General features: G+C 55.8%; 16 protein-coding genes and 2 pseudogenes. 13 read left to right on the top strand and 5 right to left on the bottom strand.

What is annotated here, in order from left to right:
* The first annotated feature begins 35 nt into the window (after nucleotides 1-35).
* The 8 genes from AC1DKH_RS27660 to AC1DKH_RS27695 all read left to right on the top strand — a co-directional run bounded on the left by AC1DKH_RS27660 (nucleotide 36) and on the right by AC1DKH_RS27695 (nucleotide 4276).
* Nucleotides 36-518, top strand: coding sequence for a DUF2867 domain-containing protein (locus AC1DKH_RS27660; RefSeq protein ID WP_128605297.1), 483 nt, complete (start codon nucleotides 36-38; stop codon nucleotides 516-518).
* 210 nt (nucleotides 519-728) lie between these two features.
* Nucleotides 729-980 carry a hypothetical protein gene (locus AC1DKH_RS27665; protein ID WP_043302427.1) on the top strand — a complete coding sequence of 84 codons (252 nt, stop codon included), beginning with the start codon at nucleotides 729-731 and terminating at the stop codon, nucleotides 978-980.
* A 28-nt stretch (nucleotides 981-1008) separates the two neighbouring features.
* Nucleotides 1009-1233 carry a hypothetical protein gene (locus AC1DKH_RS27670; protein ID WP_008019294.1) on the top strand — a complete coding sequence of 75 codons (225 nt, stop codon included), beginning with the start codon at nucleotides 1009-1011 and terminating at the stop codon, nucleotides 1231-1233.
* A gap of 69 nt (nucleotides 1234-1302) precedes the next feature.
* Complete coding sequence (locus AC1DKH_RS27675; RefSeq protein WP_043302433.1) at nucleotides 1303-1506, top strand: hypothetical protein; 204 nt, start codon at nucleotides 1303-1305, stop codon at nucleotides 1504-1506.
* 687 nt (nucleotides 1507-2193) lie between these two features.
* A complete protein-coding gene (locus tag AC1DKH_RS27680) occupies nucleotides 2194-2319 on the top strand; it encodes a hypothetical protein (protein WP_477754924.1) in 126 nt (41 codons plus the stop codon).
* A 185-nt stretch (nucleotides 2320-2504) separates the two neighbouring features.
* A complete protein-coding gene (locus AC1DKH_RS27685) occupies nucleotides 2505-3026 on the top strand; it encodes an N-acetyltransferase family protein (RefSeq protein ID WP_477799917.1) in 522 nt (173 codons plus the stop codon).
* Between the two features lie 189 nt (nucleotides 3027-3215).
* Nucleotides 3216-3761, top strand: coding sequence for a DinB family protein (locus AC1DKH_RS27690; protein ID WP_477799918.1), 546 nt, complete (start codon nucleotides 3216-3218; stop codon nucleotides 3759-3761).
* A gap of 68 nt (nucleotides 3762-3829) precedes the next feature.
* Entirely contained in the window at nucleotides 3830-4276 is a 447-nt protein-coding gene (locus tag AC1DKH_RS27695) for a glutamine amidotransferase-related protein (protein WP_477799924.1), read from the top strand.
* A gap of 170 nt (nucleotides 4277-4446) precedes the next feature.
* Here the strand turns inward: AC1DKH_RS27695 and AC1DKH_RS27700 are convergent.
* The 3 genes and pseudogenes from AC1DKH_RS27700 to AC1DKH_RS27710 all read right to left on the bottom strand — a co-directional run.
* Nucleotides 4447-4671 (bottom strand): annotated as a pseudogene (locus AC1DKH_RS27700) (transposase); the annotation flags it as partial.
* 2 nt (nucleotides 4672-4673) lie between these two features.
* Nucleotides 4674-4823, bottom strand: a pseudogene (locus tag AC1DKH_RS27705) (IS5/IS1182 family transposase); the annotation flags it as partial.
* Nucleotides 4824-5187: 364 nt separating this feature from the next.
* The gene (locus tag AC1DKH_RS27710; protein ID WP_477756490.1) at nucleotides 5188-6576 is read right to left on the bottom strand and encodes an amino acid permease; all 1389 of its coding nucleotides are present in this window, start codon (nucleotides 6574-6576) and stop codon (nucleotides 5188-5190) included.
* Nucleotides 6577-6844: 268 nt separating this feature from the next.
* Here AC1DKH_RS27710 and AC1DKH_RS27715 point away from each other — a divergent pair, with 268 nt between their 5' ends.
* The 5 genes from AC1DKH_RS27715 (at nucleotide 6845) to AC1DKH_RS27735 (ending at nucleotide 11131) form a co-directional block, all read left to right on the top strand.
* Nucleotides 6845-7303, top strand: coding sequence for an Lrp/AsnC family transcriptional regulator (locus AC1DKH_RS27715; protein WP_477756489.1), 459 nt, complete (start codon nucleotides 6845-6847; stop codon nucleotides 7301-7303).
* 141 nt (nucleotides 7304-7444) lie between these two features.
* On the top strand, nucleotides 7445-8344 hold the full coding sequence (locus AC1DKH_RS27720) for a DMT family transporter (RefSeq protein WP_477760421.1): 900 nt from the start codon (nucleotides 7445-7447) through the stop codon (nucleotides 8342-8344).
* Nucleotides 8345-8802: 458 nt separating this feature from the next.
* Complete coding sequence (locus tag AC1DKH_RS27725; RefSeq protein WP_477799919.1) at nucleotides 8803-9180, top strand: c-type cytochrome; 378 nt, start codon at nucleotides 8803-8805, stop codon at nucleotides 9178-9180.
* A 290-nt stretch (nucleotides 9181-9470) separates the two neighbouring features.
* The gene (gene dapF, locus AC1DKH_RS27730) at nucleotides 9471-10289 is read left to right on the top strand and encodes a diaminopimelate epimerase (protein ID WP_477799920.1); all 819 of its coding nucleotides are present in this window, start codon (nucleotides 9471-9473) and stop codon (nucleotides 10287-10289) included.
* 101 nt (nucleotides 10290-10390) lie between these two features.
* Nucleotides 10391-11131, top strand: a complete 741-nt coding sequence (locus tag AC1DKH_RS27735; protein WP_477755576.1) for a Mut7-C RNAse domain-containing protein — start codon at nucleotides 10391-10393, stop codon at nucleotides 11129-11131.
* 85 nt (nucleotides 11132-11216) lie between these two features.
* On the opposite strand, the gene AC1DKH_RS27740 is transcribed toward AC1DKH_RS27735, so the two are convergent.
* Both AC1DKH_RS27740 and AC1DKH_RS27745 read right to left on the bottom strand, forming a co-directional pair.
* Nucleotides 11217-11981 (bottom strand): tetratricopeptide repeat protein, encoded by a 765-nt coding sequence (locus tag AC1DKH_RS27740; RefSeq protein WP_477799921.1) that lies wholly within the window; start codon nucleotides 11979-11981, stop codon nucleotides 11217-11219.
* A 153-nt stretch (nucleotides 11982-12134) separates the two neighbouring features.
* Nucleotides 12135-15449: beta strand repeat-containing protein (locus AC1DKH_RS27745; RefSeq protein WP_477799922.1), on the bottom strand; the 3315-nt coding region annotated here is incomplete at its 5' end.

The following is a 15449-nucleotide window of genomic DNA, read 5'->3' on the forward strand; positions in this document are numbered from 1 at the left end:
AGGAATGGCAGTCGGGCAACTGAAGGAGATAATGTTTGGCTACCACATCACCTGCTCACACTCTGCGTGCACTGTCCGATCTTGATTACTATGACAGCAGGTCGGTTCCACTCCCTGTTGAAATAACCACTCTTGACGCTTGGAACATCATGACGGCCGAACCGGGACTGTTCATGCGGCTAGCTTTCCGAACGAGGGACGCGATTTCCTCGTTATTCGGCGTGAAGCGGATCGGCGGGTTCTCCGGCGCTAGGCGAGAGACAGTACACGCTGGCGAACAGCTGGATTTCTTTCTGGTGGAGCATAGTGCCCCCGACATACTGGTTCTGACCGAACGTGACCGGCATCTGGATGTCATGATTTGCCTTTCGATAACAGATCGAGTGTTCACGATCACATCATCTGTCGTAACGCATAACGTCTTTGGGCGCATCTACATGTTGCCGGTAGGTCTAGCCCATAAGTTGATCGTCAATAGTGATCTCGGGCGACTGAAACGAAAGCTTGAAGGGAAGTAGATTCTGGTTGTTTCAGCTTTATCCCAGCGACCGCTCCTGGCCGTTCTCTGCCGATCATGGTTACAAAGCGTGCTGGTCAAATCCGATGCAATCGGTGGTCAGAACGAATGCAAATGACTGGTCAGGTCGAATGCAACCGGGTGATCAAGTAGAGTGCAATTTCGCAGCTGAATATCGGATTAGTGTTGTGGGGACTTGTAAGGGGTGATGATGGGGCTCAACAAACCAGTGCAGGACCTGAAGCGCGATCTGCAGGGTGTCGCCTCTGATCTGAAGTGGTCGGCCGTGGAGTTAGTTCGGATTGCCGAGCGGCTAAGCCACGCAGGTAATGGACCAGACGCTGAGGCGCTTCGAAGGATGATCACAATCTTCCAGCAAGGTGAGAATCGGTTAGATGGCTGGATTAAAGAAATCGGTGCAGGTCAGGTAGTCCGGCCGGCGAAGGCAGACCACTGCCAATGATCGCGGAAGGGATTGGCAGGAGGTTGTCATGGCACTTAACAAACCCAATCAAGAGTTACGCCGCGACTTGAAAGCCGCTGCATATTCCCTCGAAGAAGCTGCCCTGGAAATGTTCAGGCTTGCAAAACAGCGCGGGGATACAGAGCTTCTGGAGGCAATGGAGACGATCGAAAAGCTGCATGAGCAAGCTGATCGGCTGACTGCTTACACAGATGAGGTGAAAGCGGGAAGGATTGTCCGGAAGGCTGAATAGCCATGCGTCTGGCGAGACGTATTCGCATTAGATCTGAAATACAAGCAATGCTCTGTAAACGGTTACTCAATGAAGAAGAAGCTGACGGACAGTAAAGCAGCAGTGACTGCTGCTGAAATTGAGCGTTCTATCCAAGCCCTGAACAAAATGGCTGAACGCCTATGGGGGGATGGCCGGGAAGCCGAGGCGAAAGCTCTCCTCGATGCCTTGGACGCATTAAACCGGGCGCTTGATCGGATCAGGATTGGAGAGAGTCGCAGGGTTCTCCATTGAACGGCACAAACTAGCTGGCGGGTTATGAAGGCGAGAAGAAGTGTGCGGGGGAAGGCGGAGTAGGCGCGTGGTATGACGGCGAGATGTTGTAGCGGCTTGGCGGTCGTACCGATGTAACTCAAATGCCCGGTCCAGAGCCGGGCTTCTCGTATCTGCCCCTGTCATGCCTTCGTCACACCTACCAAGCACAATGCAGTCAGCCAAAGGGATTTGGCCCATCTACAGAGAGCCCGGCTAATGTGCCGGGCTTTTTCGTTTCTGCGACATGCTTTTCACCAATCGCTCACATGGTGGAGCGCAGATTAACCCTGCTCCTTTGAAGAATTCCCATTTGGCCCGCCCGCATGCGGGCCATTTTTTTGGTCGCTGCCACGATTTCTACAAGAACTGGAGAAGCGACCATGTCAGATGACTGCGAAATTTCACTCCACCTGACCACCCGCTTGCATTCGACCTGACCAGTCATTTGCATTCGTTCTGACCACCGATTGCATCGGATTTGAACAGCACGCTTTGTAACCATGATCGGCAGAGAACGGCCAGAAGCGGACGGTGGCCAGACACGCAGCACTGTAGTGGCGTTGTGCTCATGCCGCGAAGATAAGGCAAATATTCTTAAGGAGAAGGTCATGTCAGATAAAGATCCTCTCGATCGGCAAGGACGAGAAATCCCTGGACCAATGGATAATGTCCCAGGACGAGATCCAGGAGATCCACCTGGTTGGGCGCTCGAACTGGATGTTTGCCGGATCGCTACGCAGCGGCAAACGGGCGGCGGCGATCATGAGTTTGATCCAGTCTGCTGTCGCATAAGTGGCAGCCGGCATAATCATGCAAGGTGGGTGCGCCGTTCACCGTTCGCCTACGATTGGTCTGGTGCTTACATTCTGTTTTGATGACGATAGAACCCGAGCGCAGGCCGGCCCTTAGCAACTAAGACAAATTTCGTCGCCGGGAGCTCCCATCAAACTCTTCATGCGAATAGACCGGGGAAGAATATGATCAACATTCGTGAAGCGACTAAAGCCGACCTCAATGTTCTACGTGAAGTCGGCTGTGAGACCTACCGAGAGCATTTTTCGGCCATCTGGTCTCTCGCCGGCATGCAGGGCTTCCTCAATCAAGACTTCTCACACTGCACGCTCAGAAAATCACTCGAATCATCCGCTCGCCATTTGTGGCTTATAGTCTCAGACGAAAGCGGTAGGGTCGTAGGTTTTTCCAAAGTTAACTGGTCAACGCCTGCGCCTCTAACTGGCACAGTGGGCGCGGAGCTTCAAAAGATTTACTTCCTCAAATCTGAAGCAGGACGAGGGTATGGGAAACAGCTTCTGCATTTCATTTGCAACCGAGCGATAGAGCGCGGAGAACGCTTGCTCTGGCTTGACGTACTCAAGACCAATTCAAGCGCCCGGCGCTTCTATGAGGGATTCGGTTTCCAAAAGGTCGGTGAAATCCCTTTCAAAACTGACCTGGCTGAAATTGGGATGGCTGTAATGGTATGTGAGCTTTCCCGATAAGCGCGTTCGATTGTTTCTCTATCAGGTTGGTTGTCAGGTGAAAGTCAGATGACTTTACCGGGCGCTTACCAAGCAAAAGTGGTCCCTTTCCCTGTTGCATCACCTCAGAAACAACAAAGCCCAGCACTAGACTGGGTTTCAGGATGAGCGTGGATCGCTTATCAAGTATTCACTCAAAGGATGAACACGATGAGCCGCCCCAACCATATTTGCCTGATGGCGACCTATAACGAGTGGATGAACGCAAAGATTTATGAGGCATCCAGAAGCTTGCCACATGAAGAGCTCTCAGTGGATAGGAAAGCATTCTTTGGTTCTATTCTCGGGACGTTGAACCACTTGGTGGCCGGGGACACTATCTGGCTAAAGCGATTCGCCAGGCACCCAGCTAACCACTTGGCTCTGGAGCCGATTCGGCAGCTTCCCGCCCCTGAAAGCCTCGACCAGTTACTGTTCTCAAATATCCGGGAGCTTTCGGCACATAGAGTGTCGCTCGATCAGATAATTGTCGCATGGGCTCGCTCCATTACAGATTCGGATTTAGATCACACCCTCAATTACACAAACATGAAGGGAGTACCCGCTGACAGGAGCTTTTATGGTTTGGTCATGCATTTCTTCAACCATCAGACGCATCACCGCGGACAAGTTACTACCTTGCTTTCACAAGCGGGTGTCGACATAGGTGATACGGATTTAGTCGTCCTCATTCCATCCGAGCCCTGCACAAAGTAGAAAAGCCCAGCGCCAGACCGGGTTTTGTCACATCTGATCGAGCCGACGAAACAGCGCGGCCATCCTGCCTGGGGTCGCAATTGATCGGGGAAGCACTCGGCGCCACGTTCAACCACAGCCCTGAAAAGGAAATTGGCAAATTCCCGATTTATTTAACCCAAGAGGGTTTGGCTAATCCGAAGTTTTCGCACTTCGGGGAAACCCTGGAAGTCGGCCATTGGCACAATGACATGCCAGGGCTCACCCTGGACGCCAAGATCATTGCGTACAGCAAGGGTTGCCCGCGTCAAATCGTTGAATACCACCAACTGGTGTACGGCTTTCAATGCCATGTGGAGCTCACCAAAGACGTCGTGGAACTGCTGATCCAGGCATCGGAGGCGGAACTGATAACGCTCACTGACCGGCGTTTTGTTCAGCAACCAGCCGCGTTGCGGGCTAACGATTACGATGCGATGAACCAGAAGCTATTCGTATTTTTGGACAAGCTCGTTGCCGATTACCAGGCCGAGTAACGACTCAAGACAACGTCGCTGTTCAGGAGGCAGTGGCGTTTGTGTGCCAGCTACGACAGGCCGCTTTGGGTCCAGGCTGTGTGAAAACACGCTGACTGCATTGAAGGCTGAGAGTCGCGAAGGTTGCCTGTGGAATCAGCGGCCACTAACGGGTGAGCAAGCGGTTGGATTTACGCCCTGATCGCCTCAAGCAGCCCTGCGATGCCGAAGATGCTCATCATTCGTTTGAGGTTGTAGGCGAGCACATGAAGGCTCATCTCGGTACTTACCCTCGGTAGGGTTTTAGTCAGGAAGTGGGTAGCTCCCATCCAATATTTGAGCGTTCCGAAAGAATGCTCAACAGTCTGTCGGCGAACCCTCATCTTCCCTGGATCATGGTCCAATCGGATCTGCAGGGCACACCCTCAAACCCAAGTGCACCCAGGTCGAGTTCATCGACGAAAACGTCGACCACTCGCACTGGATTTTCTTCGGCTACGTAATCGTCCAGGCACTCCGGCAGCAACGTGACTTGCGTCCGGGCCTCACCTTCAATGAATCGCTTCATGATCGCCCCCGATACGATCTAGACGCTCAGAAGATTAGACAATCTCAGACGTTTTCACACAGCCTGGCCCCATGGCAGACAGTTTGTATTCCGATTCCTGGCCGAGAGCGGGATCACGTATAGCTGCAATAGAATATCGTGACTATCCTTTTCGGTTATAGAGCAAACAGGCCCCATTCAAGAAGTGTTGCAATCCTCACAGCGGGTCCTGATAGCAAGTTCTGCTCGCTTTGACAAAAAGCAGGATAAATGAGGTGAGGATTGACAGGCGAATGCAATCAGGTGCGCAACTGGAATGCAGTTTCGCACCTGAAAACTATTGGAGGTTGATTGACACTCCAGAGAGACCTGACGAAATGCCGGATTAATGCAACAACGAGCGGCGCCTCGCATAGGCGAAGTAGATCACCAGGCCAATTGCCAACCACGCCCCAAATACCAGCCAGGTCGTCTGCTTGAGGAAGGTCATCAAGGTTACGCAGAACGCGATGGCGAGCAACGGAACAACGGGCACGCCCGGGCATCTGAATGCGCGAGGGAGATCGGGTCGGGTCTTGCGCAATACGATCACTGCCACCGAGATCAGACTGAATGCGGCCAACGTACCGATATTGATCAGCTCGGCGAGGACGTTCAGCGGAATCAGAGCCGAGATCAGCCCGAAGACTATTCCGACCATCCAGGTGGCGAAAAATGGTGTACCGAATCGTGGATGAACCCTGGAAAGGCGCTGGGGAAGCAGTCCGTCGCGCGACATCGCGTAGATGATCCTGGTTTGACCGTACGCCATAACCAGAATGACAGTCGTCATGCCAATGATTGCGCCTAAATCAACGAACCCGGCAACCCAGCTTTCACCGGCATGTTGCAACGCCAATGAGACCGGATGATCAACGCCAAGGAATTGGGCATAGGGCACGATACCGGTCATGATCATTGAAACGGCAACGTACAACACCGCACAAACGGCCAAGGAACCGATAATGCCGATGGGGAGGTCACGCGCCGGGTTTTTCACTTCTTCGGCGGCAGAGGAAACCGCATCGAAACCAATAAAAGCAAAAAAAACCAGGGCCGAAGCACTCAAAATGCCTTGGCCACCGAAGGGCGCGAAAGGTTGCCAGTTAGCCGGTTGAACATGTCGCACACCAACGGCGATGAAGAGCAGCACCACGGCGATCTTGATGATCACCATCACGTTGTTTACGCGCGCAGATTCCTTGATGCCCATGGAAAGCATCCAGGTAATTGCCAGCATAATCACCAGCGCGGGTAGGTTGAACCAGGTTTCCACACCGGGCAAAGAGCCTGGAGCCGCCGTAAGCACAACCGGAAGATTCAGCCCAAATCCGCTCAGCAGGGACTGGAAGTAACCCGACCACCCAACAGACACAGCCGAACTGGCCAGTCCGTATTCGAGCATCAGATCCCAGCCGATCATCCAGGCCACCAACTCTCCCAGCGTCGCGTAGCTGTAGGTGTAAATCGAGCCTGCTACCGGTACAGATGAGGCGAACTCAGCATAACAGAGCGCTGCAAATGCACAGGCCAACGCCGCTAACAGGAATGAAACCATGAGGGCCGGTCCCGCAGTCAATGCGCCGGTTCCGGTCAATACAAAGATGCCTGTCCCCACGATTGCACCGATACCAATCAGGACCAGATCCATCGGCCCCAGCACTTTTTTCAACCCGGCAGGAGCTCGGGCAGCAGCAATCATTGCGTCCAGGTCTTTTGTTCTGAAAATGCTCAATATTGCCTCCGTTGTTACTTGTTTTTATTGTCAGAGCCAGTGGCTTGGGTGTCGGAAATGACAAGAAATTGTATTTCAGCGCCTTGAAAATTAGCTTTCGAAACGGATCTGTATTTGATTATTTTTCAGACGTTAATTATCCAAAATGTGTTCTTTAGGTAATTTTCTTTCTAATATTTGTCGTTTCTAGAAATGAATGCTTGATCAAGGACCTGCGGGATGGGGCCAATCGCCCTACCGCGTACTCATTGTTAAAGGGAGAGAACACATGGCGGAAATGGATAAGGTTGATCGTTCAATTCTGGAAATTCTGCAAATGAATGGTCGCCTGACGAACGCCGAGATCGCCGCTCGTGTCTACCTGTCAGCGCCAGCCTGCTGGAAGCGCCTGAAGCGCCTGGAAGAGGAGGTGATTGTCGGGTATCACGCGCACTTGAACCCAAAGACCATGGGGCTGGGACTTTTTGCTTTCATCAGCGTCACCCTCGATAGTCACTCCGAGGACGCCATGGAGCATTTCGAAGCGGGCGTTCTGGCGCTGCCCAACATTATTGCCTGTCACAAAGTGTCGGGGAAATACGACTACCTCTTGCAGGTAGTCGTCAAAGACATGGAGGCATTCCATGAACTCGCCATGCATCGCATACGTACGCTCGGCAATATCAAGGAAATGTACACCGGGTTTTCGCTCAAGGAGATCAAGCACTGCAATACCTTGCCACTGTAAGTGCCTGGGCTTGCCCCTTGTTCAGGACGAGTCACACAATCAATGCCGGGGTTGGCGGAATCTTTGTATCCTCGAACTTGGCGCCGTCGATGTGGGCTGGCATTCTATCTAACGACAAAGCAACGACAGGGACCGTCATCAATGCAATCCAGTTTCAGCAAAGGCGTCATGTTTGCACTCTGCGCCGCGGCACTGAACGCGACGATCGGTGTGCTTAGCAAAGTACTCATGAGTAATGGCTTCACTGCCAGCAGTGTGGCCGTCATCAAGACCCTGCTGGGTTGCCTGCTACTTTCGATCCTATTGCTTTTCCTCAAGCGCCCGGCGTCTACGGCCAAATGGACTCAGGCGGCAATCTGCGCCTTCCTTGGCATCTTCGTGCTGTTTCACTTCGAAACGTCCGCCTATCGGCATTACGCTGCGGCAGGTGTAGTGGTGGTGCTGATGGCCAGTGCCTCGATTTCCTCGATCATCCTGGGGCGCATTTTCCTCAAGGATGCCATCACCGCGAACGCGACCGTGGGCGCCGCACTGGCCATCGCCGGGATCGCGGTGATCTTTGGCGCCGACCTGCAACAGGGCTTTACCCTGCAAGGCGCTGCGCTTGCCTCCATGGCCGGCTGCGGTTATGGGGCGTTTTCGGTTGCCATGAAGCAGATGGGCGTGTCCGGGGGGCTGCACCTCACCCGGCAATTGCTGTTTTTTGGCAGCCTGTACCTGCTGATGCCGGCTGCGGCCGATGGTTTTGTGATCGGCGAGCTGTCGCCATTGGCGATCGCCGCACTGCTGGCGCTGGCCGCACTGCCGACCATCCTCGGCTTCTTTTGCACCACCAAGGCCATCGAATATCTCAAGCCATCCCAAGTGCAGGCGCTGGAACTGACCGAGCCGCTGTTCGCCGCGCTGCTGGCGTTTGTGGTGCTCCATGAAGTACCGCGCGAAAGCCTGTTCGCGGGGGCGGCACTGATCATCGTCGGGCTGTGTTTCTCCAATGAGCTGATCCGCTTGGGCAGTAAAGCCCCGGCCCCGACGACTGAGTGAGCGATTGACGGGGCCTTTGCTGGCATATTGACTTCAACGCTCCCCGTCACTACCTTGCCGCCCCACTTTAATGGCAGGGCTCGATTCCGCTCGTGCTATCTCAGGATGAGAGCACCGTCGAACGGTGTGACCATGGAAGGAAATGACCATGCTGGTAATGGATGATCCGCTACAACCCGGTAAGACCGAGCGCTTCGAGGACTGGCTGGGGGAACCTGAAAACACTGACGTGTAGGCTGGGTTACTCGAATTTCCTGTTGGGCGTAAAGCCTGGTCCTGGTACGCCCAACCAGCAGGTATTGATTCAAAGCAACTACCCGGTGACCTGGCGCAATCGGAAAACGAGTTGATTCAATGGGCATCAGAAATGACTGTGTGTGCCGATACGATGGCTGATATCTTTCCCGCGCACCAAATCGCGCCCAATCGACGCTGATCCATCAAGGAAGATAAAAACAATGAAAATATCATTCATCGCTTCGCTAGGAATTTTATCGCTAATTCAAACATCACTATCCTTCGCGGATAATGTTAATGGAAAAAATCTCTATTTACAGCGATGCACCATGTGCCACGGAATAGATCTCAAAGCAACAGGACCATTGGCTAACAAAAGCAATCCTCCTGCACCTGATCTAACAACATCCGTTTTCAAAAAACGATTAAATGATTATCCGGGCGTGATTGTATCATCGATAATACTTCGTCCAAATGGAGACTTGATTCCAAAAACTTTGCGAGAGAATGGTGTAAAGCTATCGCCGTACTCATGGAGGATTGAAGATCTGCGCGATTTAAATCAATACATGAGTGGTGTGATTTCAAAAAATCGATAATTTTTGAGTTGAGCGGCAGACACAGAAATCCAAGAGCCATTTCAGGTTTGAGGGCTTGTGGGGCAATGCCGGTGAGCCCGTCGACCTCTCGCAGCAATCGGCTGCGGTCGTGACAGGCAAATAACGGCCAATAGCGGACTGCTTGTTCCTAAACATTGACTGCGCAACGCAATTGTCTGCCAGGCACCTCCCCGTCTTGAGCTTCCACACAGCTTGCAAAAACCATGCGTATGGGGATAGATCGACTTTAAACATCAACTCATCCCTTTTCTCATCGCCAGGGTCAATTCATGCCGCTGAGGTTTCATAAAATGCACGCCAATGGCGATGACTTCGTTATCGTGGACTCGCGCAACTCGTCCAATCCCATGACAGACAGCATGGCCCGGCGAATGGGTGACCGGACCCGGGGAGTCGGGTTCAATCAACTTGCGGTGGTGCTCGATGACGATGATGCAGATGCGCGCTTGATGTTTTGGAATGCAGATGGCTCCACGCTGGACGTTTGTGGCAGCGCGACACGGGGTGCCGCGGATATGTTGATGCGCGAATCAAATACTGCGTCGATAACGCTTCGAACCAACCGGGGCCTGCTCACTTGCGAACGGACCTCAACCGGCGCAATTTCCGTCGACATGGGGGTACCACTTTTCGACTGGTCGGATATTCCTCTGGCTGTGGAAATGGATACTGTAGGTTTGCCACTTGCGGGTAGCCCAACAGCTTGCAGCATGGGAAATCCGCACTGCACCTATTTTGTGGATGATCTTACAGCTGTGGACATAGCGACAATCGGACCGATCATAGAAACCAACGCCCTTTTCCCCCTCAGGACGAACGTGCATTTCGTCCAGATCATTGACCGAAAGCACATTCGTTTGCGCATTTGGGAGCGCCGGGGAGCGATTCCGCTTGGTTCAGGTTCCTGCTCTTGTGGCGCTGCTGTAAACGGAATTCGTCGCGGCTTGTTAGACAATTGCGTTGAGGTTGAATGTGATGGCGGAACTGTAACGGTTCAATGGGATGGCGTGGGATCTGTCGTCCTGACCGGTCCGGTAGAGACGACTTTTTCGGGAATGATTTCGGGCGCCCTGTTACAAGCTTTGTAGTGGCTAAATCGTGATAAGCAGGTAAGTCGATCACTCCCAAGCGAGATGGGTGGTGTCCGGACCGGACTCGCACATCCCGCAGCCCTGCCATACTGTTGAGCATGACCAGTGCAACTTTCCGCTTCTTTGATGAACTCAACGATTTCCTGCCGGCCGAACGGCGGCGGCAATCCTTCACCTGCGAGTGCGCGCAAGGGGCGACGGTCAAGCACATGATCGAGGCGCTCGGAGTACCGCACACCGAGGTCGAGCTGGTGCTGCTCAACGGCGAGTCGGCGGGCTTCGAGCGGGTGATCCTCGACAGTGACCGGCTGGCGGTGTATCCCAAGTTCGAAGCACTGGACATCAGCCCGCTGCTCAAGGTTCGTGCGCAACCTTTACGGGTGCTGCGCTTCGTCGCTGATGTGCACCTTGGCGGGCTGGCCAGCCTGCTGCGCATGAGTGGCTTCGACACTCTCTACGACAATGGTTTCGAGGATGGAGAGATCGCCGAGATCGCTGCGCAGCAAGGACGCATCGTGCTAACCCGTGACCGCGAACTGCTCAAGCGGCGGATCATCAGCCACGGCTGTTACGTGCATGCCCTGAAACCGTCGCTGCAGCTGCGCGAATTGTACGAGCGCCTCGACCTGGCGCGTAGCGCGCGGCCATTCAGCCTGTGCCTGCATTGCAACCTGCCGCTGCACGAGATCAGCCCGGAACTGGCTCGGCCGCTGGTACCGCCACGCATTGGCGCCCTCTATTCGCACTTCCTGCGCTGCGGCGCCTGCCAACGGGTTTACTGGGAAGGTTCACACTGGCGCGGCATGTGTGCATTGCTGGCACCGCTGCTGAACCGATAGCCGCGCGCATCGGGCCGGCTGCGTTGCCAGGGATAACCGGCTTTTGCACCAGGTCGATAACGGCCAGAAGTGGGCACTCGGAAACTCAACCGTGCACCAGGTAGGCCCCTGACGGAACCCGATATCGCAGCTTCTTGCATTTGCCGGGTGCGGGCTGATGCCCCGGCGGGCGATCAGGGAACCAGATCCGGCATTTACCCGGAGGCGGCAAATGGCCGCGGGGAATCTCAACCTCTTCGTACGCGGGCGCCGGCGGGATGGAAGCCACTTGCCCTTCTCCTTCGGGTCGAGGTCTGCCAGCCATCGGTGAATCCGATGTCCAATCTGCCTTTGCGCGAGCGAAGTTGCCAGCGTCGCGCCCATTGTCCGCGGTGGATTGTTCAGCAACGGCCATGTCTGCTTCGCGGTGCCTTTGGGTTTCCGCTTCCAGCCCCTTCTGTACTGCGATCAGGTCCTCCTTGGCATTGGGTGGGGTATTCGAAGCCTGGGCCTGCTGCGCCGCCTGGATCAATTGGAAGTTGCGGTTGCGTAACTCGACGTTGCGACCAACCCGCATATTCGAGCGCGCCGCCAAGGTTTCCGCCTGCTGGTACTGCCCCTGCTGAAGACGCAACACACCGAGGTAATGCAGCGTCGCGGGATTGTTCGGCTGGATATGCAGGGCACGCTCCAGCGTGGCAGCGGCCTGGTCCAACTGGCCATTTTCATACTGCCGCGAGGCGGTTTCGATCAGGGTGGTCGATGCGCTGTTACTTTGCGCGGGCGCTCTTCGCTCGGCAGCAACCGAACAAAGCGACGCGACGGCGCAGAACGCCAGGATGAGACCCGGTAGAAAACTCTTGGTTGGCATCGGGGGGCGGACTCGACTGATCTCGGACGGCACTGCCATAAAACAGGCCTCAGCGCTGCTCGGTATCTCCGATACAGGGCCCCAATTGACCTGGCCAGTACCCTGAAGTTCCCGCTGAAACCGCGAAGCAACGTGCGGCCAGCAGGAAAAGCATCATGCCGTCAGGATAAAGTCCGCCTGATCGATTCCTGCACTGTTAACTCCGACAAGGCGAATAGTGTCCACTCCGATCCCGATCACCGTGTCCGCCCCGTCAGCCGCAATGCTCACGTTGGCAGCGAACGTCTCGCTGCTGATCCCCAGCCCCGCGATATTGAGCAAGTCCTGCCCTCCGACCGGATCGATATCGAAGCCCTGGATCGAGTCGTTGCCGAAACCTGCCGCAGCAAACACGAAGGTATCGTTGCCGAGGCCGCCGTTGAGCGTGTCGTTGCCCAGCCCGCCGAAGAACAAATCGTCACCTGCACCGCCGATCAGAATGTCGTTGGCCTGGCCGCCCAGCATCGTGTGGTTTGCCGCCGCTGCATCGTAGGCCAGCTCGCTGCCGCTGCCCTCGGCGTTCGCCTGCAAACCCGCCGCCGCGTATTGGCCATTGAGCGCGACCTGCGTCGCGTGCGCGCCGTCGTTCACGATCAGCAGGCCGCCGGTGCCTGCGTCATTCGCTGCATAGGTGATCTGCGTATTGGCGCCGAACGCAATATCGCCAAAGTCCAGCTTGTCACCTGCGGCAAAACCGCTGACGCTGCCGCTGAACGCCGCCGACACATCGAGCTTGAGCGTGCCTGCCGCGCCGCTGTCGAACGTCACATGCTGATCGGAGGCTGCACCGAACTCCAGTATCGCCGAACCGCTGATAGTCGCGCTTCCCGCGCCACTGGCATCTGCGTGGACGGTGATGTTGCCATCGTTCGCCCACAGGCTGCCGCTGTTGACGAGCGCACTTTCAATCACCAATCCGCCGCTGCCGCTGGCTTGCAGCACACCCGTGTTGGCGACGACGCTGCTACCGGTATCGATCACCAGCGCATTGACGCCGCTGGCAAGGATCAGGCCCGAGTTGACCAGCGTCATCTGCCCCGCTCCCAACTGGCCGGCACCCGAGATGGTGTTGTCGGCATTGGTGAGCACCGTGTCCGCGCTGCCACCAAAGATCACGTTCTGCGCGCTGTCGGACAGCACCACTTGCCCGCCACCGGTCAACGTCGCGCCACGGAACAGAATCTCGAGATCGGTCCCGCTGCCGGTGGAGCCGAGCGCTATGGTGCCGCTATTGTCGATGCGGCCACCAAACGGCATGATCGCGCCGTCGGCAATGGTGATGGTGCCCGTATTGGTCGTGACCGGGTCCACATCGAACAGCAGGTTGGCCCCGCTCAACGCCGCCGCATCCACACCTTTGACCGTGATCGTCTGGTCGGCGCTGATGCTGAGCACGGCATTGCCGTTCGCATCGTTGGCGATACTCACATCGGCAAAATCGTTGACGCCCGTGAAGCCGATCAAGTCAACTTTGTCCGCCGCCACATCGAAGCTGTAAATGACGTTGCTGCCGATCGGCTGAGCGAAGACGAAGGTGTCGGTACCGGACGAGCCGGTCAGGTTGTCGTCAGCGGACAAGGCGAAGATCGGCGCGCCCGGGGCATAGACTTCGACGTTGTTGAACACATAGGCGCTTGCTGGGCCGCCGTCGCTGTTGCTCCAGTGCATGTTGACATCGAGCACCAACGCACCGGCGAAGTCGCTTGGAGTTGTCACAGTCAATGCGGCGGGATCACTGGTTTGCACGGTCCAGGTGCCGTCGCCGTTGTCGGTACCTGCGTTGAATGTCCATCCCGAGGGAACACCGCTGATGGCCACCGTTATCGGGCCGCTGATATCGGCCGACGGAACGTTGAGGGCTAGATTGATGGGTTCGCCAGCCACACCTGCCGGGAGATTTGCGCTAGAGGTGAACGCAACACCCGTATTACCAGCCAAGTCCGTGTAGGTGTTTGTAACGCTGGCTTTTACAGATCCATTGTCGGTTCTGGTGAAGTCCACTGTATAAGTAGTGCCGCTACCGGAGAAATTGCTGAGGGTTCCGCGGTTTGCGGTGACACTGAAATCACTGATATCGAAGTTAATCACAGCTTCACTGAACGTGATGGTTATTGTGCCGCTGCCGGTGTTCCCTAGCTGTGTCGGTGTCCCTGACGCTGTGCGCACGGTTATGGAAGTCACCGTCGGCGCCACAGTATCAACTGGTGTCTCAACGACGTTCTGCACGTTTACCGTAATGGTCTGCGTGTCGGTTCCGCCATTGCCGTCGGCCACCTGAACGTCCACAACATAGGCGTTGTCGCCGTCGGTACCACCGACATCTTGGGGATTCTCGTAATCCGGCGCCGAATTGAACGTCAGCACCCCACTCGAACTGATCGAGAACTTGCTGAAGTCCGTCCCGGCCGTATTCAGGATCGTGTAGCTCAGCGTCTGCGCTGGTAGATCTGCATCGGTCGCCAGCACTGTCGTGACCGCCGTGGTGTTCTCCGCCACGTTGATCGAAGCCGTCGCACCACCACCGTTGGAGGTGATAATCGGGCTGTTGTCGTTCACGCCCGTCACGGTTATCGCGATTGCCTGGTCGTCAAACAGCGTGCCGTCCGACGCCCGCACAATCACGTCATAGACGTTGTTCGTCCCCGAATCAGTCGGCGCTTCAAAGTTGGGTGCAGAGATAAAGCTCAGCACGCCTGTGCCTGAAGCAATCGAGAACTTCGCGGCATCCGCTCCGCCGACGATGTTGTAGCTCAGCGTTTGCGCCGGAAGATCAACGTCGGTTGCCACCACCGTCGTTACCGCCGTGGTGTTCTCCGCCACGTTGATCGAAGCCGTCGTACCACCACCGTTGGAGGTGATCACCGGGGAGTTGTCGTTGACTCCCGTCACGGTTACCGCGATTGCCTGGTCGTCAAACAGCGTGCCGTCCGACGCCCGCACAATCACGTCATAAACGTTGTTCGTTCCCGAATCAGTCGGTGCTTCAAAGTTGGGTGCAGAGATAAAGCTCAGCACGCCTGTGCCTGAAACGATCGAGAACTTCGCGACATCCGCTCCGCCGACGATGCTGTAGCTCAGCGTTTGTGCCGGCAGATCAACATCGGTCGCCGCCACTGTCGAGACCGCCGTGGTGTTCTCCGCCACGTTGATCGAAGCCGTCGCACCGCCACCGTTGGAAGTGATCGTCGGTGAGTCGTTGCTGCCGGCGATATGCACGGTGACCGAAGTGAGGGTGCCATCGGCACTGCTCACCGCGAAGGTGTCGGTGTAGGTGGTGCCAGCGGCGAACTCGTTGTGGGCGGAACTGGCGACGTAGGTCCAGGCACCGCCGGTGCCGATGGAGAACTGGCCGTAGCTGCCGGCGGTGTTGGTTTGGGCGACGAAGGTTGCGGCGCTGTCGACGTCGCTGATGGTGAGGGTGCCAGCGGT

This window comes from Pseudomonas sp. 05L36, assembly GCF_056398125.1.

Bases quoted from the DNA above. Each gene is read 5' to 3' on its own strand.
- AC1DKH_RS27665 (WP_043302427.1), top strand. From the start codon at position 729: ATGGGGCTCAACAAACCAGTGCAGGACCTGAAGCGCGATCTGCAGGGT.
- AC1DKH_RS27670 (WP_008019294.1), top strand. From the start codon at position 1,009: ATGGCACTTAACAAACCCAATCAAGAGTTACGCCGCGACTTGAAAGCC.
- AC1DKH_RS27675 (WP_043302433.1), top strand. From the start codon at position 1,303: ATGAAGAAGAAGCTGACGGACAGTAAAGCAGCAGTGACTGCTGCTGAA.
- AC1DKH_RS27680 (WP_477754924.1), top strand. From the start codon at position 2,194: ATGTCCCAGGACGAGATCCAGGAGATCCACCTGGTTGGGCGCTCGAAC.
- AC1DKH_RS27685 (WP_477799917.1), top strand. From the start codon at position 2,505: ATGATCAACATTCGTGAAGCGACTAAAGCCGACCTCAATGTTCTACGT.
- AC1DKH_RS27690 (WP_477799918.1), top strand. From the start codon at position 3,216: ATGAGCCGCCCCAACCATATTTGCCTGATGGCGACCTATAACGAGTGG.
- AC1DKH_RS27715 (WP_477756489.1), top strand. From the start codon at position 6,845: ATGGCGGAAATGGATAAGGTTGATCGTTCAATTCTGGAAATTCTGCAA.
- AC1DKH_RS27720 (WP_477760421.1), top strand. From the start codon at position 7,445: ATGCAATCCAGTTTCAGCAAAGGCGTCATGTTTGCACTCTGCGCCGCG.
- AC1DKH_RS27725 (WP_477799919.1), top strand. From the start codon at position 8,803: ATGAAAATATCATTCATCGCTTCGCTAGGAATTTTATCGCTAATTCAA.
- dapF (WP_477799920.1), top strand. From the start codon at position 9,471: ATGCCGCTGAGGTTTCATAAAATGCACGCCAATGGCGATGACTTCGTT.
- AC1DKH_RS27735 (WP_477755576.1), top strand. From the start codon at position 10,391: ATGACCAGTGCAACTTTCCGCTTCTTTGATGAACTCAACGATTTCCTG.
- AC1DKH_RS27740 (WP_477799921.1), bottom strand. From the start codon at position 11,981: ATGCCAACCAAGAGTTTTCTACCGGGTCTCATCCTGGCGTTCTGCGCC.